Source organism: Streptococcus sp. Marseille-Q6504 (assembly GCF_965111625.1).
On sequence record NZ_CBCOON010000002.1, the window covers coordinates 243,729 to 265,318 of the forward strand.

Here is a 21,590-nt window from a genome sequence, read left to right on the forward strand (position 1 = left end):
TTAAATTTCAATCTTTTAATCAGAATCACTCTGTTGTTATAATATATGTTACAACACGATAAAATCATTTGCAAGGGATATGCTCAGAAAATAAAATCAATAGAATCTAAGTTTTTAATTAAAAATGAAGACTGTAGAAAAGTCTATAAAAACACGGCTTGAAGTTATGTAATGATATCCTAAAAACGTATTGAAAATCCAGATTCCTCCCCTAACTTCACTTGTAATTCACTAGGATAGATGGTAAAATAGACGAGTGAAAAAGAGACAGAAAAAAGAAAAAAATTCCCTATTATTTCAGTACATTATTGGTATAATTTTGTTAACTCTAGTCATCACTTCTTCCTTTCTCTACTTGGTATGGCTCAGCATGAAGCCTTATCAAACTGCAAAGGTTGAAGGTGAGAGACTCGCTAAGCAGTATGCAAATCTAGAAACGGTTAGCCAGATTGATATCTTCAATGGTTTAGAAAGCTATTATAGTGTTCTTGGCCAAGATAAGAACCAGAAACCAGTTGCTGTCTTAATAGAGAAAAGTAGCAACAATATTTACGTATATCAACTAGAAAATGGTACTTCTCGAGAAAAAGCAGAAGCAGTTGTCAGAGAAAAAGGAGCAACTGAGATCGACAAGATTACCTTCGGACGGTACGCTGAAAAGCCTGTCTGGGAAATCAAGTCTGGAGGAGACTATTATCTAGTAGATTTTGAATCTGGCGCCTTAGTCGAAAAGGAGAAACAATGAAATTATCCAAACGTGTCTTAGAGATGGAAGAAAGCGTTACTCTGGCTAGTGATGCAAGAGCAAAGAAGTTAAAAGCTGAAGGAAAAGACGTTCTTTTCTTGACTTTAGGTCAGCCCGATTTTCATACTCCTGAAAATATTCAGGATGCTGCGGTTGCAGCCATTCGAGATGGTCGCGCGTCTTTCTATACGGTAGCTTCAGGTTTGCCTGAGTTAAAAGCAGCAGTCAATACCTATTTTGAACGTTACTATGGGTATTCTGTATCAGCTAACGAGGTGACTTTTGCGACTGGTGCCAAGTTTTCCCTTTATACTTTCTTTATGGCTGTTATCAACCCTGGAGATGAGGTAATCATTCCTACTCCTTACTGGGTCAGCTATGGGGATCAGGTTAAGATGGCAGAAGGTCTTCCAGTATTTGTCCAAGCCAAGGAAGACAATCACTTTAAAGTAACTGTGGAGCAATTAGAAGCAGCTCGCACAGATAAGACTAAAGTCTTGGTACTAAACTCACCATCTAATCCGACTGGGATGATCTATTCTCGTGAGGAATTATTAGCCATTGGAAATTGGGCAGTTGAGCATGATATTCTGATTCTAGCAGATGATATTTATGGACGTTTGGTCTATAACGGAAATGAATTTGTCCCAATCTCTAGTCTGTCAGAAGCCATTCGCAAGCAAACCATCGTCATCAATGGTGTATCTAAAGCTTATGCCATGACAGGTTGGCGTGTTGGTTATGCAGTAGGTGATCCAGAAATTATTGCTGCTATGAGTAAACTAACAGGTCAAACAACTTCTAACCTAACCGCTGTTTCACAATACGCAACAATCGAGGCCTTAACTGGTCCACAAGACTCCGTAGAAACCATGCGTCAGGCTTTCGAGGAACGTCTCAATACCATTTATCCTCTCTTGTGCCAAGTCCCTGGCTTTGAAGTAGTCAAACCGCAAGGAGCTTTCTACCTTTTCCCAAATGTCAAAAAAGCTATGGAGATGAAAGGCTATACAGATGTAACAGCATTTACAACGGCTATTCTTGAGGAAGTTGGTCTGGCCCTGATTACAGGAGCAGGATTTGGAGCACCAGAGAATGTCCGTCTCAGCTATGCGACAGACCTAGATACACTCAAAGAAGCTATTCGTCGCTTGCACCAATTTATGGAAAAATAAAAATAAGATCTTCGTCGTCTTGACGGAGATTTTTTTGGATATAACCTGAGATTTTTCTCTGATAGAATCTAGCTATCAGGCATTATTTGTGGTACAATAGTGGGTAATAATGTCTTTAGACAAGTTAAAAAAAAAGGAAGATAAAACATGACAAAACGTGTAACAATTATCGAAGTAAAAGACTACGTTGGTCAAGAAGTCACTATTGGTGCTTGGGTTGCTAACAAGTCAGGAAAAGGGAAAATTGCTTTCTTGCAATTGCGTGACGGAACAGCCTTCTTCCAAGGCGTGGCTTTCAAGCCAAACTTTATCGAAAAATTTGGAGAAGAAGTAGGTCTTGAAAAATTTGACACCATCAAACGTCTAAGCCAAGAAACGTCTGTCTTTGTGACTGGTATTGTCAAAGAAGACGAGCGCTCAAAATTTGGTTATGAGTTGGATATTACAGACATCGAAGTGATCGGTGAATCTCAAGATTACCCAATTACTCCAAAAGAACACGGAACTGACTTCTTGATGGACAACCGTCACTTATGGCTCCGCTCTCGTAAGCAAGTAGCGGTTATGCAAATCCGTAACGCGATTATCTATGCGACTTATGAGTTTTTCGACAAGAACGGCTTCATGAAATTTGATAGCCCAATCCTTTCAGGAAATGCTGCAGAAGATTCTACAGAACTTTTCGAAACAGACTACTTTGGAACACCAGCTTACTTGAGTCAATCTGGTCAGCTTTATCTTGAAGCAGGTGCTATGGCTCTAGGACGTGTCTTTGACTTTGGTCCAGTATTCCGTGCAGAGAAATCAAAAACTCGCCGTCACTTGACAGAGTTCTGGATGATGGATGCGGAGTACTCATACTTAACACACGACGAGTCACTTGACTTGCAAGAAGCTTATGTAAAAGCTCTTCTTCAGGGTGTTCTTGATCGTGCTCCTCAAGCCTTGGAAACATTGGAGCGTGATACAGAGCTCTTGAAACGCTATATTGCTGAGCCGTTCAAACGCATTACTTACGATGAAGCCATTGACCTCTTGCAAGAGCATGAGAACGACGAAGATGCTGACTACGAACATCTTGAGCATGGAGATGATTTCGGTTCACCACACGAAACTTGGATTTCAAACCACTTTGGTGTACCAACATTTGTCATGAACTACCCAGCAGCCATCAAGGCCTTCTACATGAAACCAGTTCCTGGAAATCCAGAGCGCGTGCTTTGTGCAGACTTGCTTGCGCCAGAAGGTTACGGAGAAATCATCGGTGGATCTATGCGTGAGGAAGACTACGATGCCCTTGTAGCTAAGATGGATGAACTTGGTATGGATCGTACAGAGTATGAATTCTACCTTGACCTTCGTAAATATGGTACAGTACCACACGGTGGATTTGGTATCGGTATCGAGCGTATGGTAACCTTCGCAGCTGGAACTAAACACATCCGTGAAGCTATTCCATTCCCACGTATGTTGCACCGTATCAAACCTTAATAACTATGAGGCTGGGACAAAAGTCCTAGCCTCTCAATTGTCTTTGGATTATCGAGCAAGACGCAGTGGTTGAGTGGGCTCTACCACGCTGAATTCATCAGCTTTTACAGCCCTACTCAACTGTGCGGAGGTGGGACGACGAAATCGAATTCTAACGAATTACCGATTTCTGTCCCACTCTCACTTTAAATGAAAGAGGTGGAGAAAATGTAGGCAAATCTAGGTAAGTCTTTTAGAAAAACTCATATTATATATTGAAAGAGAGAAAACAATGTTTAAAAGAACTTACAAACGCAATATTCCACTCCTAGCAGGACTGGAATTTACATCTTATTTTGGAATTACCAGTTTTTGGATTTTATTTTTTATTCAGAATGGTCTTTCCTTACTTCAAATCGGTCTCTTAGAGAGTATCTTTCATGGGACGAGTCTCTTGTGTGAGATCCCATCTGGTATGTTGGCCGATCGATTTAGCTACAAGACTAATCTCTATTTGGCTCGCTTGGCCAGTATTGGATCCTCTATCTTGATCTTACTTGGTCAGGGGAATTTTTGGATTTATGCTCTTGCTATGATGGTCAGTGCTTGGTCCTATAATTTTGACTCGGGAACCAGCACCGCTTTCTTATATGATTCTGCAGTTGAAGCTGGTCAAAAGGAACGTTATCTTCAGATTTCTAGCTTTTTGTCTGGTGTGGCAGAAGTGACTCGAACCCTAGGTACAGTTGTGGCAGGATTCTTTATTCACGGAGCCTTGGCTTGGACCTATCTAATCGCTATTGGCTTATCATTTCTTTCTATAATCTTGATTTATTTGATGAAAGAACCAATGGCTAAGAGAGAAATAAATGAAATCTTAACCTTTAAAAAGATTGTCCTGCAAGTTCGAAAAGAATGGCATGAAAAACCAGTACTCTTTTATTGGATGATGACTTATCAGCTAGTCGGAACACTCATGTGCATGTTTTACTTTTACTATCAGCAGAAAATAAGTGACTTAGCAGGATGGCAGGTTTCACTGGTCATGCTGATTGGTAGTGGCTTAAATCTTATAGCAGTTTATGTAGCTAGTCAAATCGGTAAAAAATGGAATAGCAATCGAGTTTTTCCGACTCTTGTTGCACTAACGGGCTTGGCCTTACTATTGGTATTTTTTGGAACTCCCTTTGCTTTTCTTCTCGTCTATCTTTTAACCGATATACTCTATGCAGTTTATCAACCAATCTATTTTAATGACTTACAAGGCTATTTACCGTCCAGTGTAAGAGCAACTATGCTTAGTATCAATTCTATGCTCTTTAGTTTATCTATGATTGTCATTTTCCCATTGACAGGTTGGTTGATTGATCGTTGGGGTCTGGTAGCTGTCTTTTTAGTTCTAGGTCTTATTTTACTATTAACCTATCCTATCTTAAGAATTGGTCTAAAAAGGATGGGGAAGCTATTAAATCAGGACTTAAAAACTGAATAAAGCACGAAACCCTATTTGCCCAAAGAAAGATCCTGTGGTACAATAGCAAGAAGAAAAGGAGAAGAGCATGATTGATGTAGAAGAAATTCTAAGTAAGATGAATCCCAATCAAAAGATCAACTATGACCGTGTCATGCAAAAGATGGTTCAAGTTTGGGAAAAAAATGAAGAGAGACCAACTATTCTCATGCACGTCTGTTGTGCTCCCTGTAGCACTTACACTCTAGAGTATTTGACCAAGTATGCGGATGTGACCATCTATTTTGCAAATTCAAATATCCATCCAAAAGCTGAGTATCATAAGCGTGCCTATGTGACAAAAAAGTTTGTCAGTGATTTCAATGAACGAACTGGCAACAAGGTTCAATATCTAGAAGCACCCTATGAACCCAACGAATACCGTCAGCTGGTCAGAGGTTTGGAAGAAGAACCTGAAGGTGGCGATCGCTGCAAGGTTTGTTTTGACTATCGCTTGGACAAGACAGCGCAAGTGGCTATGGACTTAGGCTTTGACTACTTTGGCTCAGCCCTAACCATCAGTCCTCACAAAAATTCGCAAACGATTAATAGTATTGGAATTGATGTGCAGAAAATCTACACCACTCACTATCTTCCGAGTGATTTTAAGAAAAATCAAGGTTATAAACGCTCTGTAGAAATGTGTGAAGAGTACGACATTTATCGCCAATGTTACTGTGGCTGTGTCTATGCAGCTCAAGCTCAAAATATTGACTTGGTACAGGTCAAGAAGGATGCAACCGCCTTTATGGTTGATAAGGATATCGAGAAAGATTATTCTCACATCAAATTTACTGTTACAAAGTTAGATATTTAAAGGAAAACCTGCCTCAAGGCAGGTTTTTTGCTTATAAAAAAACGAGGTCAGGATTTTGTTCCTGACCTTTGACAACTTTACCGATTCTTTAGTTCTACGTAGCGTTTGTACCAAATGTTGACATAGGCTTCTGAGAAGGGGCCTCGTTCGTTGTTGATCCAATCAACAAGAATCTTAACATGCTCTTTCAAAATATAGTCTAAATCATCAGGATAATTCATCTTGCGCTTGTGACGTTCATACTCTTCGACGTCCAAGAGGCGTTTCTCACCATCTGTAAAAACTTTAACATCTAAATCATAGTCGATGTATTTTAAAGCTTCTTCGTCTAGATAGTATGGGCTAGCCATATTGCAGTAGTAGGAAATACCATTATCACGAATCATAGCGATAATATTAAACCAATATTTCTTGTGAAAGTAAACAATAGCCGGTTCTCTAGTCACCCAACGACGACCATCACTCTCGGTAACGAGTGTATGGTCATTGACGCCGATAATAGCGTTCTCTGTTGTTTTTAGTACCATGGTGTCTCGCCAAGTACGGTGAAGACTCCCATCATGCTTATAACTTTGAATTGTAATAAAGTCGCCTTCTTTTGGAAGTTTCATAACTAACCAACTTTCTACAATTTATAAGTTTATCGTTTACTATTGTATCACATTTTTGTTTAAAGTTCTTAGTTTTTCATGAAAAAATTAAAGATATTCTCTGAGAGCGCTGGCTATATCCGAAAAATCGTAGCCTTTTCGTGCTAAAACTTGGGTCAAACGCTGCTTGAGTTCGTATCCTTCATACTTACGCGAATATTTTCGATATTGCTTATCCAACTCTTTAAAAATCAGCTCTTGGACAGTTTCTTCATCGACCTGACTATCCAGTTGGTCAAAGGCTATTTTAGCTTCCGAGTAGGAAAAACCTTTGTTGGTAAGATTTTGGATTATCTTATCTTGTAGAGCGCGAGCAGGCAATTTACCCTGATATTTTTTCAGTAGTTTTTCGGCTGTACGCTCTGCGACTTCCATCATGTTAAATTCTTGTAAGACGTCTTGGATAAGGGTCTTAGCAACTCCTTTTTGAGAAATCTTTTGTATCAGCATGTAGCTTCCCTTGTCGCCAGATAGCTGATTGGAATTGATGATCGCATAGGCATACTGACGGTCATTGATCCAGTTGTCTTCCTTGAGAGCTTGGATGACTTGGGGTATGATTTTCTCATCAATCTCATGTTTAACAAGATAATCTCTGACTTCTTTTTCAGTACGGGCCTTGAAGGATAAGTGGTAGAGCGCCAAGTTTTTTCCGTAGGAAAATTGTGCAAAGGTCTGAATTTCTGCAAACTCTTGAGGACTAATTTCCTTATCCTTGGTCAACATAAAGCGAACAATGGTATCCTCTGTAATATAGCAGGTTTGGTCGCTATCAAGTTCTAGCAGATAGAGACGTTTTTTCTTTTCTAGTTTTGTGATTTTCATGGTTTTCCTTTTATCCAAACGCTTCAAAGGCAGCAACGAGTCGAAGTTTATTTACATCGACCTGTTCTCTCCCATAATAGTCAAGAAATAGTTCAGCGTATTTAGGGTCATGTAGGTTATAGTTGAGGGACCAAACTGTCCAAAAGAGATCGATATGTCGGTCACTGAAATCAGCTAAGCCAAGGTCAATAAAGCAAGAAAAGTGGTCAGCCTCTTTTAGAATAAAGTTCGGTAGACAGGCATCCCCGTGAATAAAGGCATCTGTCTTTAAAAGGTGCCCTTGTTCTCGAATGAGCTGGAAGGCCTCTTCACGGCTGCTAATCCGGAATTGGGGTAGGAGAGCCTTGGCATAGAACTCACCTTTTTCATAGTTTTTCAAGGCTCTGTCTTTATAGGCCTGTAAATGATTTTCTGATGGGAAATTTTGCGGATAAAAGCTGTGAAGTTTTTTAAGAGCCTCGGCCATGGTTCGGCAAATTTTATCTGGCTGATCTAAAAAAGCGAGAGCATCATGGCCAATAGCCTCTTTCGTCAGAAGGTAGTCTTTATTTGTAGATAGATAGTGGATGACTGGAGTTCCTATTCCTTCTTGTTCAAACAAACTTGCAATGCTAGCTTCTCGCTCTAATCTTCCCTTTTGATCTATTTTCAAATAGTAACCTGAATCAAGATAGAGAACCCTTGCGCCTGAATGAGAAGAGCTGTCAGAAAGAGTTGCTCCCTCTATATAAGTTCGTAATTGCTCAGGAAAATCCAATGGGGAAAAGTGAGATATCTTTGTATTCATGGTTTTATTGTAACATATTCTTAAACATTGAGAAACTACGTGGTATAATAGACTTATGAGTCTTAAAGTCAAACAAAAAATTCCATTAAAAATCAAGCGTATGGGGATAAACGGGGAGGGTATCGGATTTTACCAGAAAACCCTTGTTTTTGTTCCAGGTGCCCTCAAGGGAGAAGATATCTATTGTCAGGTGACTTCTGTTAAGCGTAATTACGTTGAGGCCAAACTGCTTGAGGTCAATAAAAAATCTAAGTTTCGAGTGGTTCCAGACTGTACCATTTATAATGAGTGTGGTGGCTGTCAAATCATGCATCTGCACTATGACAAGCAGCTGGAGTTCAAGACGGATCTTCTCCATCAAGCTCTGAAAAAATTTGCACCTGCAGGCTATGAAAACTTTGAGATTAGACCAACCATTGGTATGCAGGAACCCAAGTATTATCGAGCTAAACTGCAATTCCAAACTCGAAAGTTTAAGGGTCAGGTCAAGACAGGATTATATGCTCAAAATTCGCATTATTTGGTCGAGTTAAAAGACTGTCTGGTTCAAGACAAGGAGACACAAGCTATTGCCAACCGCATTTCTGAGCTCTTGACCTATCATCAAATTCCGATTACGGATGAACGAAAAATCCTTGGAGTTCGGACCATCATGGTTCGTCGCGCACGGAAAACTGGGCAAGTTCAGATTATCATTGTGACCAATCGTCAATTAAATCTGACTCAATTTGTGATAGATTTAGTCAAGGATTATCCTGAAGTAGTGACTGTCGCAGTCAATACCAATACCGCTAAAACTAGTGAGATTTATGGGGACAAGACTGAAATTATTTGGGGTCAAAATAGTATAGGCGAAGGTGTTCTTGATTATGAATTTTCTCTTTCACCACGAGCTTTTTACCAACTCAATCCTGAACAGACTGAAATCCTCTATAGTGAAGCCGCTAAGGCCTTGGACGTAAATGAGAATGACCATCTGATTGATGCCTACTGTGGTGTTGGAACCATTGGTTTTGCCTTTGCCAAAAAAGTTAAAAGTCTGAGAGGGATGGATATTATTCCAGAAGCTATTGAGGATGCCAAAGAAAATGCCCAGCGCATGGGTTATACCAATACTCACTATGAGGCTGGAATTGCAGAAGAAATCATCCCTCGTTGGTACAAGGAAGGCTATCGTGCCGATGCCTTGATTGTAGACCCGCCTCGTACCGGTTTAGATGACAAACTCTTGGATACCATCGTCAAATACGCTCCTGAAAAGATGGTCTACATTTCCTGCAATGTATCTACCCTGGCGCGTGATTTAGTCCGCTTGGTTGAAGTCTATGACCTGCATTATATCCAGTCAGTTGATATGTTTCCGCACACGGCTAGGACAGAAGCAGTGGTCAAATTAACCAGGAAAAAGCCAGACTCTAAATAGAATTGACGACTGGAAAGTATTTGAAAAGAAGACTTCTAGTTACAGAGTAAGATTTGCAAGCTCCCTATATTTATGATAAAATAAGTAGAAAATAAAATGAAAAAAGAGGTATGTGAAATGTCACGTAAACCATTTATCGCTGGTAACTGGAAAATGAACAAAAACCCAGAAGAAGCAAAAGCATTCGTTGAAGCTGTAGCATCAAAACTTCCTTCATCAGACCTTGTTGAAGCTGGGGTTGCTGTACCTGCTCTTGACTTGACAACTGTTCTTGCTGCTGCTAAAGGTTCAAATCTTAAAGTTGCTGCTCAAAACTGCTACTTTGAAAATGCTGGTGCTTTCACTGGTGAAACTAGCCCACAAGTTTTGAAAGAAATCGGTACTGACTATGTTGTGATCGGTCACTCAGAGCGTCGTGACTACTTCCACGAAACAGATGAAGACATCAACAAAAAAGCAAAAGCAATCTTTGCGAACGGTATGCTTCCAATCATCTGTTGTGGTGAGTCTCTTGAAACTTACGAAGCAGGAAAAGCTGCTGAATTCGTAGGTGCTCAAGTTTCAGCTGCTCTTGCAGGATTGACTGCAGAACAAGTAGCTTCATCAGTTATCGCTTATGAGCCAATCTGGGCTATCGGTACTGGTAAATCAGCTTCACAAGACGATGCACAAAAAATGTGTAAAGTTGTTCGTGACGTTGTAGCAGCTGACTTTGGTCAAGAAGTAGCTGATAAAGTACGTGTTCAATACGGTGGTTCAGTGAAACCTGAAAACGTTGCAGAATACATGGCTTGTCCAGACGTTGACGGAGCTCTTGTTGGTGGTGCATCACTTGATCCAGAAAGCTTCTTGGCATTGCTTGACTTTGTAAAATAAGCTTCAAATATCTGAGACAGACAGTTCCCTCCCTCGAGGTTAAGATTGTCTGTCTTCTTTTAGTAAAAAGGCGTGCGAAAGCACGCTCTTTTCTGCATTTTGAATGAAAAGGAAAGGAGAATTATGCTTTATATTTGGTCTTATCTCAAACGTTATCCCAAGTGGCTAGTGTTAGACTTCTTCGGAGCTATTTTCTTTGTGATTGTCAATCTTGGGCTACCGACTGTTCTTGCTCGCATGATTGACCAGGGGATTAATCAAGGTAATGAAGAAAAGCTCTATTTTTGGGCTATCGTAATGTTGGTTATTATCGTCTTGGGGACATTTGGGCGGGTTGTTCTATCCTATGCTGCTAGTAAATTGACCACCAATATGGTTAAGGATATGCGAAATGATGTTTATGCTAAATTACAAGAGTATTCTCATCACGAATATGAACAAATTGGTGTTTCTTCATTGGTGACTCGTATTACTAGTGATGCCTTTGTCCTTATGCAGTTTGCAGAGCAGACGCTTAAGTTGGGTGTGATCACTCCCATGATGATGCTGTCGAGTATTCTCATGATTTTCTTAACTAGTCCCTCACTAGCTTGGATTGTCGCTTTTTCAGTTCCTTTCCTAGCTGTAGTAGTCCTTTATGTGGCAGTGAAAACGCGCCCCTTATCTGAAAAACAACAGAAAACACTGGACAAGATAAATCAATATGTCCGTGAAAATTTGATGGGGCTACGAGTGATTCGTGCCTTTGCTCGTGAAGATTTCCAAGAAATCCGTTTTGAAGAGAAAAATGCAATCTATGCGGATAATTCAAATCGTTTGTTCAAATTGACTGGTTTGACAGAGCCGCTTTTTGTGCAAATCATTATTGCCATGATTGTAGCTATCGTTTGGTTTGCTCTAGATCCTCTCAAGCAAGGAAGTTTGCAGATTGGGGATTTGGTAGCCTTCATCGAGTATAGTTTTCACGCCCTCTTGTCTTTCCTTTTCTTGTCAAACCTCTTTACCATGTATCCACGTACGGCTGTGTCTAGTGAGCGTTTGAAGGAAATCATGGATATGCCTATTTCCATTGATCCAAATGAAGACGGAATTCAAGAAACAGAAACACATGGTTACTTAGAATTTGATAATGTGACCTTTGCTTATCCTGGTGAGACGGAAAGCCCTGTTTTGCATAATATTTCCTTTACTGCTAAACCGGGAGAAACCATTGCTTTTATCGGTTCGACTGGGTCAGGTAAGTCTACTCTGGTTCAGTTAATTCCTCGTTTTTATGATGTTACACTGGGGAAAATTAAGGTCGATGGTGTTGATGTCCGGGATTACCGTCTCAAATCACTCCGCCAGAAAATTGGTTTTATTCCACAAAAAGCCTTGCTCTTTACAGGGACTATCGCAGATAATCTCCGTTACGGAAAAGAGGACGCCAGTCATGAGGACTTGCACCAAGCAGCTGATGTAGCCCAAGCCAAGGACTTTATCGAGAGTCGAGAAGAAGGTTTTGCAACTCATCTAGCTGAAGGGGGAAGCAATCTATCAGGTGGTCAAAAGCAACGCTTGTCGATTGCCCGCGCAGTCATCAAGGGTCCAGATATCTATATCTTTGATGATTCCTTCTCAGCCTTGGACTACCGTACTGATGCTATCTTGCGCCGTCGTCTCAAGGAAGTGACTCAAGATGCTACGGTATTGATTGTTGCGCAACGTGTTGGAACCATTATGGATGCGGACCAGATTATCGTCCTTGATAAGGGCGAAATAGTTGGCCGTGGTCGTCATGAAGAATTGATGGAAACCAATGACATCTATCGAGAAATTGCTGAGTCGCAGTTGAAAAATGCGTCTCTGACAGAAGAATAGGAGGTAAAGGATGAAACAACAATCTAGCCTAGCTCGTCTATGGAGTTATTTAAAAGCCTACCGTTTCTCTGTTTTCTTTGCAGTCTTCTTGAAAATAGTCAGCGTCATAATGAGTGTTATCGAGCCATTCATATTGGGGCTTGCTATCACTGAGTTAACCAGCAACCTCCTTGCCATGGCAAATGGTGTTGCAGGAGCAGGGATTAATACCAGCTATATCGCAGTGATTCTGGTGATCTATCTCTTGCGTGGCCTTTTTTATGAGTTGGGTTCTTACTACTCAAACTATTTCATGACCAATGCTGTCCAGTCTATGATACAGGATTTGCGAAATGAAATGAGCGAAAAAATCAACCGCATCCCTGTGTCTTACTTTGACAAGCACCAATTTGGAGATTTGCTGGGACGTTTTACTAGTGATGTAGAGACCGTATCTAATGCACTCCAACAATCCTTCTTACAGATTGTTAATGCAGTCTTTACCATTATTTTTGTTATGGGAATGGTCCTCTATCTAAATCTTCAGTTGGCTATCATTGTTATCTTGTCGATTCCAGTGACTTATTTTGGAGCCAAAACGATTCTAAACCGTTCGCAGCCATACTTTAAACAGCAGGCAGCTATATTGGGACGTATGAATGGATTTGTACAGGAAAACTTGACAGGTTTCAATGTTTTAAAACTTTTCGGACGAGAAGAAAATTCTCAAGAGAGATTTGAAAAGATTACGGATGAATTGCAACAAGTCGGATTCAAGGCGAGCTTTATTTCAGGATTGATGATGCCTGCCCTTCACATCGTATCTGATTTAACCTACCTGATTGTTGCAGTATTAGGTGGATTGCAGGTTATTGCAGGGCGTTTGACGATTGGTAATATGCAGGCCTTCGTTCAGTATGTGTGGCAGGTCAGTCAACCAATCCAAAACATTACTCAATTAGCTGGGCAAATGCAAAGTGCTAAGTCTTCGCTTGATCGTGTCTTCGAAGTTTTAGATGAACAGGAAGAAGTTCAAACTGCTGAAGTGAAAGAACTAGCACCATTGACAGGTCAAGTTAGTTTCAAAAATGTCGATTTCCAATATGTGGAAAACAAACCATTGATTCGCAATTTTAATTTAGATGTTGAACCTGGAGAGATGGTAGCTATCGTTGGACCTACCGGAGCAGGGAAAACAACCTTGATTAACCTTCTCATGCGTTTTTACGATGTGACAGCTGGTGCCATTTTAGTGGATGGCCAAGATATTCGTGACCTGTCTCGTCAGGACTATCGTCGCCAGTTTGGGATGGTTCTACAGGATGCCTGGCTCTATGAAGGCAGTATCAAGGAAAATCTTCGCTTTGGAAATCTGAATGCAACAGATGAAGAAATCGTTGAAGCTGCTAAGGCGGCCAATGTTGACCACTTTATCCGCACCCTTCCTGGTGGCTATAACATGGAAATGAACCAAGAGTCAAGTAATATTTCTCTTGGGCAAAAACAGTTGTTAACTATCGCGCGTGCTCTCTTGGCGGATCCTACAATCTTAATTTTGGACGAAGCGACCTCATCAGTCGATACTCGTCTAGAACTCTTGATTCAAAAGGCTATGAAACGTTTGATGAAAGGGAGAACAAGCTTTGTCATTGCCCATCGACTTTCGACTATTCAGGAAGCTGACAAAATTTTGGTGCTGAAAGATGGGCAGATTATCGAACAAGGAAATCATGAAAGTCTCCTAGCTGCAAAAGGTTTCTATTATGACCTTTATCAAAGTCAATTTTCTAGTAAAAACAGAGAAAATAGCTAGGGTAAATAGCCACTCATTTTCTTAAATTATCAGTCAATTACAACTTTTTTAATATGGGTTAATTTTCTTGCTTTTGTCTACTTGGAGTAGTATAATGAGGTAGTAATCAATAAATATGGTTACAAAAATAATTTTACGAGGTGAGAAAAATGGTTGAATTGAAAAAAGATGCATTAAAAGATGTAACAACATTATCTAAGACAGCTCCTGAAACGCTAGTAAAAACGAAGGAAGTCTTGAATCAAGCCGTGGCAGACTTGTACGTAGCGCATATCGCTCTTCATCAAGTACACTGGTACATGCGTGGACGTGGTTTTATGGTATGGCATCCTAAGATGGATGAATACATGGATAGCCTGGATGGTTACCTTGATGAAATCAGCGAACGCTTGATCACTCTTGGTGGCAAACCTTACTCTACTTTGACAGAATTCCTTCAACACAGTGAAATCGAAGAAGAAGTTGGAGAGTTCCGTAACGTAGAAGAAAGCTTGGAACGTGTCCTTGAAATTTATCGTTACCTCATCACTCTTTTCCAAAAAGCATTGGATGTAACAGATGAAGAAGGTGATGATGTTACTAATGATATTTTCGTTGGTGCTAAGGCAGACCTTGAAAAAACAGTCTGGATGCTTGCAGCAGAATTAGGACAAACACCTGGTTTGTAAGATACTGTATTTTTCTAAAAATCCGTAGAAGTTTTCTACGGATTTTTTCTATTCAAGAGGGCATTCCAAAACAGTCTTTTTTGAAGATTTTTGATAAAATAGAACTATCAATGAAAAGGATGAAAGCATGACAAAAAAAATCGTAGCCATCTGGGCTCAAGATGAAAAGGGTGTGATCGGGAAAGAGGATCGCTTACCATGGCATTTGCCTGCAGAGTTAAAGCATTTTAAAGAAACAACCTTGAATCATGCCATTTTAATGGGTCGTGTAACCTTTGATGGGATTGGTCGACGATTGCTTCCAGGACGTGAAACCTTGATTTTGACGCGCAATCCTGAAGAGTCAATTGAGGGAGCTCTGGTTTTCCAAAATGTCGAGGATGTTTTAGACTGGTGCCATAACCAGGATAAAAATCTATACATTCTTGGTGGTAAACAGATTTTTCAGCTTTTTGAACCTTATCTCGATGAGATTATTGTGACACAAATTCATGCTCAAGTTGAAGGGGATACCTATTTCCCAGAAGATTTTGACTTGACTGCTTTTGAGACTGTTGCAAGCAAATCTTATTCCAAAGATGAGAAAAATGTCTATGATTTTACCATCGAATATAGAAAGAGAAAGGAAGTCTAATGGAGCGCAGTATTTTTGGATTTTTTACAGCTCTTTTGTGTGCTGTCTGTCTTGTAGCTGGAACACACGCTTTTCGTAAAAAGCGCTTTGGACTTGCTACTCTGCTTTGGCTAAATGCTTTCACAAACTTGGTGAATAGCATTCATGCTTTTTATATGACCTTATTTTAGATAGAATGAATAGTTAGAACGGAAGGGAATCATGTCTACAAATAGGAAAAATGATATGATGGTTTATTGCTCATTTTGTGGCAAAAGCCAAGAAGAAGTTAAAAAAATAATTGCTGGGAACAATGCCTTTATCTGTAATGAATGTGTGGAGTTGGCTCAGGAAATTATTCGTGAGGAGTTGGCTGAGGAAGTTTTGGCGGACTTGTCTGAGGTACCAAAACCAATCGAACTCCTAAATATTTTGAACCACTATGTGATCGGTCAAGATCGTGCTAAACGTGCTTTGGCAGTGGCTGTATATAACCACTACAAACGCATCAATTTCCATGACACTCGTGAAGAGACTGAAGATGTTGATTTGCAAAAGTCAAACATTCTAATGATTGGCCCAACTGGGTCAGGGAAGACTTTCCTTGCTCAGACTCTTGCTAGAAGTTTGAATGTACCTTTTGCCATTGCTGATGCAACAGCTCTTACTGAGGCTGGTTATGTAGGTGAGGACGTTGAAAATATCCTCCTCAAACTCTTGCAGGCAGCTGACTTCAACATCGAGCGTGCAGAGCGTGGAATTATCTACGTCGATGAGATTGATAAGATTGCTAAGAAGAGCGAAAATGTTTCCATCACACGTGATGTTTCTGGTGAAGGTGTGCAACAAGCCCTCCTCAAGATTATCGAAGGTACAGTAGCAAGTGTTCCTCCACAAGGTGGACGCAAACATCCACAACAAGAAATGATTCAAGTAGATACCAAGAATATCCTCTTTATCGTGGGTGGTGCCTTTGATGGAATTGAAGAAATTGTCAAACAGCGTCTTGGTGAAAAAGTTATCGGTTTCGGACAAAATAGCAAGGCTATTGACGAAAACAGCTCATACATGCAAGAAATCATTGCAGAAGATATTCAGAAATTCGGTATTATTCCTGAATTAATTGGACGCTTGCCTGTCTTTGCAGCCTTGGAGCAGTTGACAGTGGATGACTTGGTTCGCATTTTGAAAGAGCCAAGAAATGCCTTGGTTAAACAATACCAGACCTTGCTTTCATATGACGATGTTGAGCTTGAATTTGACGATGAGGCTCTCCAAGAGATTGCTAACAAAGCTATTGAACGCAAAACTGGTGCGCGTGGTCTTCGCTCAATCATCGAAGAAACCATGCTAGATGTTATGTTTGAAGTTCCAAGTCAAGAAAATGTGAAAACTGTTCGTATCACAAAAGAAGCAGTTGATGGAACAGCTAAGCCAATCCTAGAGACAGCCTAGAGGTGACTATGGAAATCAATACACACAATGCTGAGATTTTACTGAGTGCTGCCAATAAGTCCCACTATCCGCAGGATGAACTTCCTGAAATTGCTCTTGCAGGACGCTCAAATGTTGGTAAATCGAGCTTTATCAATACCATGCTCAATCGTAAAAATCTAGCTCGTACCTCTGGAAAACCAGGGAAAACACAACTACTCAATTTCTTTAATATTGATGATAAGATGCGTTTTGTAGATGTGCCTGGTTATGGTTATGCCCGTGTGTCCAAAAAGGAACGCGAAAAATGGGGACGCATGATTGAGGAGTACTTAACCACTCGAGAAAATCTTCGAGCAGTGGTTAGTCTCGTTGATCTTCGTCACGATCCGTCAGCAGATGATGTACAGATGTACGAATTTCTTAAATATTATGAGATTCCTGTCATCATTGTGGCCACCAAGGCAGACAAGATTCCGCGTGGTAAATGGAACAAGCACGAATCAGCTATTAAAAAGAAATTAAACTTTGATCCAAGTGATGATTTTATCCTCTTTTCATCCGTAACAAAAGCAGGAATGGATCAAGCTTGGGATGCTATTTTAGAAAAATTGTGAGGAATACATATGGCAAAAACAATTCATACAGATAAAGCTCCAAAGGCAATTGGACCTTACGTTCAAGGAAAAATCGTTGGAAACCTTTTGTTTGCTAGCGGTCAAGTTCCTTTATCTCCAGAAACTGGAGAAATCGTAGGAGAAACGATCCAAGAACAGACTGAACAAGTTTTGAAAAACATTGGAGCTATTTTGGCTGAAGCAGGCACAGATTTTGACCATGTTGTTAAAACAACTTGTTTCTTGAGTGATATGAACGACTTCGTACCTTTCAATGAGGTATACCAAACAGCCTTTAATAAGGAATTTCCAGCTCGTTCAGCTGTCGAAGTAGCTCGTCTTCCTCGCGATGTAAAAGTCGAAATTGAAGTCATCGCTGAGATTGGATAGCGAGTTGAAGTTTGGTTCTTCCAAACTTCTTTTGATATAAGGAGACTATGATGACAATGAAACAACTTCACCTGGTGATTGTAACAGGGATGAGTGGTGCAGGGAAAACTGTAGCCATTCAATCCTTTGAAGATTTAGGATATTTTACCATTGATAATATGCCACCAGCTCTATTGCCAAAGTTTTTGCAGTTGGTAGAGACCAAGGATGATGACCACAAGTTAGCCCTAGTGGTGGATATGCGAAGCCGCTCTTTCTTCTCAGAGATTCAGGCTGTCTTGGATGAATTGGAAAATCAAGATGATTTGGACTTCAAGATTCTCTTTTTGGATGCTGCTGATAAGGAATTGGTGGCACGTTATAAGGAAACTAGAAGAAGTCACCCTCTTGCAGCAGATGGTCGTATTTTGGACGGTATCAAGTTGGAACGCGAACTCTTAGCTCCATTAAAAAATATGAGCCAAAATGTGGTTGATACTACTGAACTAACTCCTCGTGAACTTCGCAAGACCATTGCAGAGCAGTTTTCTGACCAAGAACAAACGCAGTCCTTCCGTATTGAGGTCATGTCCTTCGGTTTTAAATACGGCATTCCAATTGATGCCGATTTGGTATTTGATGTTCGTTTCTTGCCAAACCCATACTATTTGCCAGAACTTCGTAATCAGACAGGTGAGGACCAGGCAGTTTATGACTATGTCATGAACCATGAAGAATCTGAAGATTTTTACCGTCATTTGTTAGCCTTGGTTGAACCAATCCTACCAGGCTATAAAAAAGAAGGCAAATCAGTCTTAACTATTGCGATTGGTTGTACTGGTGGCCAACACCGAAGTGTTGCTTTTGCCAAGCGTTTAGCGAATGACCTATCTAAAAGTTGGCCTGTAAATGAAAGTCATCGTGATAAAGACCGAAGAAAGGAAACGGTAAACCGTTCATGAGAAAACCCAAAATTACGGTGATTGGTGGAGGAACCGGAATCCCTGTTATTTTAAATAGTCTACGGGAAAAAGACGTCGAAATTGCAGCCATAGTTACCGTTGCGGATGATGGTGGTTCTTCAGGTGAATTGCGTAAGAATATTCAACAGTTAACACCTCCAGGGGATTTACGTAATGTCCTTGTAGCCATGTCAGATATGCCAAAATTCTATGAAAAAGTCTTTCAATACCGTTTTTCAGAGGATGCTGGTGCTTTTGCTGGTCATCCATTAGGAAACATTATCATAGCTGGATTATCTGAAATGCAGGGTTCGACCTATAATGCCATGCAATTGCTGAGTAAATTCTTCCATACTACAGGGAAGATTTTCCCATCAAGTGACCATCCTTTGACACTCCATGCTGTGTTTAAAGATGGTTCAGAAGTAGCTGGGGAAAGTCACATCGCTGATCATCCAGGCATGATTGACCATGTCTATGTGACAAACACTCTAGATGATGAAAAACCGCAGGCTAGCCGTCGTGTTGTCAATACTATTCTTGAGAGTGATATGATTGTCTTGGGACCAGGATCGCTCTTTACTTCGATTTTGCCTAATATCGTCATCGAAGAAATCGGTCAGGCTCTTCTAGAGACTAAGGCAGAGATTGCCTATGTCTGCAATATTATGACCCAACGTGGAGAAACGGAGCATTTCTCAGATAGTGATCACGTAGAAGTCTTACATCGTCATTTGGGCCGTCCATTTATCGATACTGTCCTTGTTAATATCGAAAAGGTTCCGAGGGACTATATGGATACCAACCGTTTTGATGAGTATTTGGTGCAGGTTGAGCATGATTTTGAAGGTTTGCGTAAGCAAGTCCCACGTGTCATTTCATCCAACTTTCTACGCTTGGAAAATGGGGGAGCCTTTCACGATGGTGATTTAATCGTAGATGAGCTCATGCGGATCATACAGGTGAGAAAATGAGTTTTACAGTAGCAGTAAAAGAAGAAATTTTAAGTCAGCATCACCTGAGTCGTCATGAATTGTCAGCTATTATCAAGATGTCTGGTAGTATTGGTTTATCGAGCTCTGGTTTGACCTTGTCCGTCATTACAGAGAATGCTAAGTTGGCCCGTCATCTCTATGAATCTTTCTTGCACTTTTATGACATCAAGTCTGAGATTCGTCACCACCAGAGAAGTAATCTACGGAAAAATCGTGTCTATACTGTTTTTACGGATGAGCGAGTCCAGGAATTACTGGCAGATTTGCGTTTGGCGGACTCTTTCTTTGGTTTGGAGACTGGGATTGATCCAGATATTTTAGGAGATGAGGAAGCAGGTCGTGCCTATCTTTGTGGTGCATTTTTAGCAAATGGGAGTATTCGGGATCCGGAGTCAGGCAAGTATCAGTTAGAAATAAGTTCTGTTTATCTAGACCATGCCCAAGGGATTGCTTCGCTCTTGCAGCAGTTCTTGCTAGATGCTAAAGTGATCGAACGAAAAAAAGGCGCGGTGACCTATCTTCAGCGAGCGGAAGATATTATGGATTTTCTGATTTTAGTGGGAGCCATGGAAGCGAGAGATACTTTTGAAGGCGTCAAGATTCTCCGAGAAACTCGGAATGATCTCAATCGTGCTAATAATGCAGAGACAGCTAATATCGCTCGTACGGTTTCTGCAAGCATGAAAACTATCAACAATATCAGTAAAATCATTGATACCATAGGTCTAGATAGCCTACCAGTAGATTTGCAGGAAGTAGCACATTTGCGTATCCAACATCCGGACTACTCTATCCAGCAATTGGCTGACAGTTTGACAAATCCACTTACCAAAAGCGGTGTTAATCATAGATTGAGAAAGATAAATAAAATTGCTGATGAACTATAAAACCACGAATCTTATGATTCGTGGTTCTTTTCTTATAGACTTGTAGAGTGTTTTGGTTGTACTTTTTGTTGAGGGTCGATGTAGTTAATGGCATTGTTGACAGCAGTTGGTGCTTCACCAAGACCTGTTGCAATCAAGTCAATCTTACCATCGTAGTAGCAGCAGTCACCGATAGCGTAAATTCCAGCTTGGCTTGACTCCTGCTTGCTATTGACGATAATCTTGTGACGGTTAAGGTCAAGTCCCCAGTTTTTAAGATTACCAACTGATGATTTGAAGCCATAGTTGACAAAGAGGTGGTCGATTTCAATAGTTTCGGTCTCATCGGATTTGACTCTTGTAATTTCAAGCTTGTCAAGAGTTTTTCCATCTCCAAGAAGTTGACTTGGCACAAATGGTGTTTTGATAGTCACAGATGACTCTTGAAGGGCTTGTACACTATGTTCGAGCGCCCGGAAGTTGTCCCGACGGTGAACAAGTGTAGTTGGGGCAATCTTTTCAAAAGCTAAGGCCCAGTCTACAGCAGAGTCTCCTCCACCCAGGATGGTTACTTTCTTGCCAGCATATTGTTGAATGTTAGAAACGTGGTAATGGATATTTTCATAACTATCAACACCATTCAATTCAAGTGGACGCGGTTTAAAGGCACCTCCCCCCATAGCGATAATGACAGCTTTACTACTATGAATACCTTTAGTAGTTGTTATCTTAAATACATCATTCTCTTTTTCAATTTCAAGAACAGTTTCATTGAGATGTGCTGGTGTATCAAAACCTTTTAGTTGTTCTAAGAGGCGATTAGTTAGTTCTTCACCAGTGAGATTTGGGAAACCTGGGACATCAAGAATTTGTTTTTCAGGATAAAGAATGGCAGGTTGGCCACCTAATTGAGGAAGAGAGTCAATGATTTGTACTTTAGCTTGACGTAAATTTGCATAAAAGGCTGCGAAAAGACCAACTGGGCCACCCCCTATGATGGTAATATCATATAATTCAGACATGGTTTCTCCTTATTTCATTTTTATCATTTTATTCTATCATATTTTCTACCAATTTAAAATGAGGTAGGGGGGAGAAAATTTCCATTAAAAATGGTATAATGAAGAGAAGCTTTT

General features: G+C 40.4%; 21 protein-coding genes. 17 read left to right on the forward strand and 4 right to left on the reverse strand.

Features of this window, described 5'->3' with window-relative positions; genetic code table 11:
* Nucleotides 1-256 precede the first annotated feature (256 nt).
* The 5 genes from ACWPUA_RS03300 (at nucleotide 257) to ACWPUA_RS03320 (ending at nucleotide 5,717) form a co-directional block, all read left to right on the forward strand.
* Complete coding sequence (locus ACWPUA_RS03300) at nucleotides 257-745, forward strand: cell wall elongation regulator TseB-like domain-containing protein (protein WP_414291197.1); 489 nt, start codon at nucleotides 257-259, stop codon at nucleotides 743-745.
* Nucleotides 742-1,920 carry a pyridoxal phosphate-dependent aminotransferase gene (locus tag ACWPUA_RS03305; protein ID WP_454379085.1) on the forward strand — a complete coding sequence of 393 codons (1,179 nt, stop codon included), beginning with the start codon at nucleotides 742-744 and terminating at the stop codon, nucleotides 1,918-1,920. Before ACWPUA_RS03300 ends, ACWPUA_RS03305 begins: the two co-directional genes overlap by 4 nt.
* 147 nt (nucleotides 1,921-2,067) lie before the next feature.
* Complete coding sequence (gene asnS / locus ACWPUA_RS03310; RefSeq protein ID WP_414317136.1) at nucleotides 2,068-3,411, forward strand: asparagine--tRNA ligase; 1,344 nt, start codon at nucleotides 2,068-2,070, stop codon at nucleotides 3,409-3,411.
* Between the two features lie 271 nt (nucleotides 3,412-3,682).
* Nucleotides 3,683-4,882, forward strand: coding sequence for an MFS transporter (locus tag ACWPUA_RS03315; RefSeq protein WP_454379088.1), 1,200 nt, complete (start codon nucleotides 3,683-3,685; stop codon nucleotides 4,880-4,882).
* A 67-nt stretch (nucleotides 4,883-4,949) separates the two neighbouring features.
* Nucleotides 4,950-5,717, forward strand: coding sequence for an epoxyqueuosine reductase QueH (locus ACWPUA_RS03320; protein WP_000567559.1), 768 nt, complete (start codon nucleotides 4,950-4,952; stop codon nucleotides 5,715-5,717).
* 77 nt (nucleotides 5,718-5,794) lie between these two features.
* Here ACWPUA_RS03320 and ntdP read toward each other — a convergent pair whose 3' ends face one another.
* From ntdP to ACWPUA_RS03335, 3 genes are all read right to left on the reverse strand, one after another.
* Nucleotides 5,795-6,328 (reverse strand): nucleoside tri-diphosphate phosphatase, encoded by a 534-nt coding sequence (gene ntdP, locus ACWPUA_RS03325; protein ID WP_004252157.1) that lies wholly within the window; start codon nucleotides 6,326-6,328, stop codon nucleotides 5,795-5,797.
* An 87-nt stretch (nucleotides 6,329-6,415) separates the two neighbouring features.
* Nucleotides 6,416-7,192 (reverse strand): recombination regulator RecX, encoded by a 777-nt coding sequence (gene recX, locus ACWPUA_RS03330; protein WP_454379091.1) that lies wholly within the window; start codon nucleotides 7,190-7,192, stop codon nucleotides 6,416-6,418.
* Between the two features lie 10 nt (nucleotides 7,193-7,202).
* Nucleotides 7,203-7,979: an aminoglycoside 3'-phosphotransferase gene (locus tag ACWPUA_RS03335; RefSeq protein WP_454379093.1), complete on the reverse strand. Its 777-nt coding sequence runs from the start codon at nucleotides 7,977-7,979 to the stop codon at nucleotides 7,203-7,205.
* Between the two features lie 55 nt (nucleotides 7,980-8,034).
* On the opposite strand from ACWPUA_RS03335, the gene rlmD reads away from it, so the two are divergent.
* The 12 genes from rlmD (at nucleotide 8,035) to whiA (ending at nucleotide 20,475) form a co-directional block, all read left to right on the forward strand.
* Nucleotides 8,035-9,402, forward strand: a complete 1,368-nt coding sequence (rlmD, locus tag ACWPUA_RS03340) for a 23S rRNA (uracil(1939)-C(5))-methyltransferase RlmD (RefSeq protein ID WP_254724446.1) — start codon at nucleotides 8,035-8,037, stop codon at nucleotides 9,400-9,402.
* A gap of 117 nt (nucleotides 9,403-9,519) precedes the next feature.
* Entirely contained in the window at nucleotides 9,520-10,278 is a 759-nt protein-coding gene (gene tpiA / locus ACWPUA_RS03345; RefSeq protein ID WP_006154694.1) for a triose-phosphate isomerase, read from the forward strand.
* Nucleotides 10,279-10,401: 123 nt separating this feature from the next.
* Nucleotides 10,402-12,138, forward strand: coding sequence for an ABC transporter ATP-binding protein (locus tag ACWPUA_RS03350; RefSeq protein ID WP_254724445.1), 1,737 nt, complete (start codon nucleotides 10,402-10,404; stop codon nucleotides 12,136-12,138).
* A gap of 10 nt (nucleotides 12,139-12,148) precedes the next feature.
* A complete protein-coding gene (locus ACWPUA_RS03355) occupies nucleotides 12,149-13,930 on the forward strand; it encodes an ABC transporter ATP-binding protein (RefSeq protein ID WP_414272590.1) in 1,782 nt (593 codons plus the stop codon).
* 149 nt (nucleotides 13,931-14,079) lie between these two features.
* Nucleotides 14,080-14,598: a Dps family protein gene (locus tag ACWPUA_RS03360; protein WP_006148031.1), complete on the forward strand. Its 519-nt coding sequence runs from the start codon at nucleotides 14,080-14,082 to the stop codon at nucleotides 14,596-14,598.
* Between the two features lie 127 nt (nucleotides 14,599-14,725).
* Entirely contained in the window at nucleotides 14,726-15,232 is a 507-nt protein-coding gene (locus ACWPUA_RS03365; RefSeq protein ID WP_454379097.1) for a dihydrofolate reductase, read from the forward strand.
* A 201-nt stretch (nucleotides 15,233-15,433) separates the two neighbouring features.
* Nucleotides 15,434-16,666 (forward strand): ATP-dependent Clp protease ATP-binding subunit ClpX, encoded by a 1,233-nt coding sequence (gene clpX, locus ACWPUA_RS03370; protein ID WP_006152251.1) that lies wholly within the window; start codon nucleotides 15,434-15,436, stop codon nucleotides 16,664-16,666.
* Nucleotides 16,667-16,674: 8 nt separating this feature from the next.
* Nucleotides 16,675-17,262 carry a ribosome biogenesis GTP-binding protein YihA/YsxC gene (gene yihA, locus ACWPUA_RS03375; protein WP_049494688.1) on the forward strand — a complete coding sequence of 196 codons (588 nt, stop codon included), beginning with the start codon at nucleotides 16,675-16,677 and terminating at the stop codon, nucleotides 17,260-17,262.
* Between the two features lie 9 nt (nucleotides 17,263-17,271).
* The gene (locus ACWPUA_RS03380; protein WP_001140424.1) at nucleotides 17,272-17,652 is read left to right on the forward strand and encodes a RidA family protein; all 381 of its coding nucleotides are present in this window, start codon (nucleotides 17,272-17,274) and stop codon (nucleotides 17,650-17,652) included.
* Nucleotides 17,653-17,702: 50 nt separating this feature from the next.
* Entirely contained in the window at nucleotides 17,703-18,593 is an 891-nt protein-coding gene (gene rapZ / locus ACWPUA_RS03385; protein WP_070677118.1) for an RNase adapter RapZ, read from the forward strand.
* The gene (locus tag ACWPUA_RS03390) at nucleotides 18,590-19,567 is read left to right on the forward strand and encodes a YvcK family protein (RefSeq protein WP_006151791.1); all 978 of its coding nucleotides are present in this window, start codon (nucleotides 18,590-18,592) and stop codon (nucleotides 19,565-19,567) included. Before rapZ ends, ACWPUA_RS03390 begins: the two co-directional genes overlap by 4 nt.
* Complete coding sequence (gene whiA, locus ACWPUA_RS03395) at nucleotides 19,564-20,475, forward strand: DNA-binding protein WhiA (protein ID WP_414311827.1); 912 nt, start codon at nucleotides 19,564-19,566, stop codon at nucleotides 20,473-20,475. Before ACWPUA_RS03390 ends, whiA begins: the two co-directional genes overlap by 4 nt.
* A gap of 32 nt (nucleotides 20,476-20,507) precedes the next feature.
* Here whiA and ACWPUA_RS03400 read toward each other — a convergent pair whose 3' ends face one another.
* Entirely contained in the window at nucleotides 20,508-21,476 is a 969-nt protein-coding gene (locus tag ACWPUA_RS03400) for an NAD(P)/FAD-dependent oxidoreductase (protein ID WP_454379101.1), read from the reverse strand.
* Nucleotides 21,477-21,590 lie beyond the last annotated feature (114 nt).

Excerpts from the sequence above, each read along its gene's own strand:
- ACWPUA_RS03305 (WP_454379085.1), top strand. The coding sequence starts at position 742 with ATGAAATTATCCAAACGTGTCTTAGAGATGGAAGAAAGCGTTACTCTG.
- asnS (WP_414317136.1), top strand. The coding sequence starts at position 2,068 with ATGACAAAACGTGTAACAATTATCGAAGTAAAAGACTACGTTGGTCAA.
- ACWPUA_RS03315 (WP_454379088.1), top strand. The coding sequence starts at position 3,683 with ATGTTTAAAAGAACTTACAAACGCAATATTCCACTCCTAGCAGGACTG.
- ACWPUA_RS03320 (WP_000567559.1), top strand. The coding sequence starts at position 4,950 with ATGATTGATGTAGAAGAAATTCTAAGTAAGATGAATCCCAATCAAAAG.
- ntdP (WP_004252157.1), bottom strand. The coding sequence starts at position 6,328 with ATGAAACTTCCAAAAGAAGGCGACTTTATTACAATTCAAAGTTATAAG.
- recX (WP_454379091.1), bottom strand. The coding sequence starts at position 7,192 with ATGAAAATCACAAAACTAGAAAAGAAAAAACGTCTCTATCTGCTAGAA.
- ACWPUA_RS03335 (WP_454379093.1), bottom strand. The coding sequence starts at position 7,979 with ATGAATACAAAGATATCTCACTTTTCCCCATTGGATTTTCCTGAGCAA.
- rlmD (WP_254724446.1), top strand. The coding sequence starts at position 8,035 with ATGAGTCTTAAAGTCAAACAAAAAATTCCATTAAAAATCAAGCGTATG.
- tpiA (WP_006154694.1), top strand. The coding sequence starts at position 9,520 with ATGTCACGTAAACCATTTATCGCTGGTAACTGGAAAATGAACAAAAAC.
- ACWPUA_RS03350 (WP_254724445.1), top strand. The coding sequence starts at position 10,402 with ATGCTTTATATTTGGTCTTATCTCAAACGTTATCCCAAGTGGCTAGTG.
- ACWPUA_RS03355 (WP_414272590.1), top strand. The coding sequence starts at position 12,149 with ATGAAACAACAATCTAGCCTAGCTCGTCTATGGAGTTATTTAAAAGCC.
- ACWPUA_RS03360 (WP_006148031.1), top strand. The coding sequence starts at position 14,080 with ATGGTTGAATTGAAAAAAGATGCATTAAAAGATGTAACAACATTATCT.
- ACWPUA_RS03365 (WP_454379097.1), top strand. The coding sequence starts at position 14,726 with ATGACAAAAAAAATCGTAGCCATCTGGGCTCAAGATGAAAAGGGTGTG.
- clpX (WP_006152251.1), top strand. The coding sequence starts at position 15,434 with ATGTCTACAAATAGGAAAAATGATATGATGGTTTATTGCTCATTTTGT.
- yihA (WP_049494688.1), top strand. The coding sequence starts at position 16,675 with ATGGAAATCAATACACACAATGCTGAGATTTTACTGAGTGCTGCCAAT.
- ACWPUA_RS03380 (WP_001140424.1), top strand. The coding sequence starts at position 17,272 with ATGGCAAAAACAATTCATACAGATAAAGCTCCAAAGGCAATTGGACCT.
- rapZ (WP_070677118.1), top strand. The coding sequence starts at position 17,703 with ATGACAATGAAACAACTTCACCTGGTGATTGTAACAGGGATGAGTGGT.
- ACWPUA_RS03390 (WP_006151791.1), top strand. The coding sequence starts at position 18,590 with ATGAGAAAACCCAAAATTACGGTGATTGGTGGAGGAACCGGAATCCCT.
- whiA (WP_414311827.1), top strand. The coding sequence starts at position 19,564 with ATGAGTTTTACAGTAGCAGTAAAAGAAGAAATTTTAAGTCAGCATCAC.
- ACWPUA_RS03400 (WP_454379101.1), bottom strand. The coding sequence starts at position 21,476 with ATGTCTGAATTATATGATATTACCATCATAGGGGGTGGCCCAGTTGGT.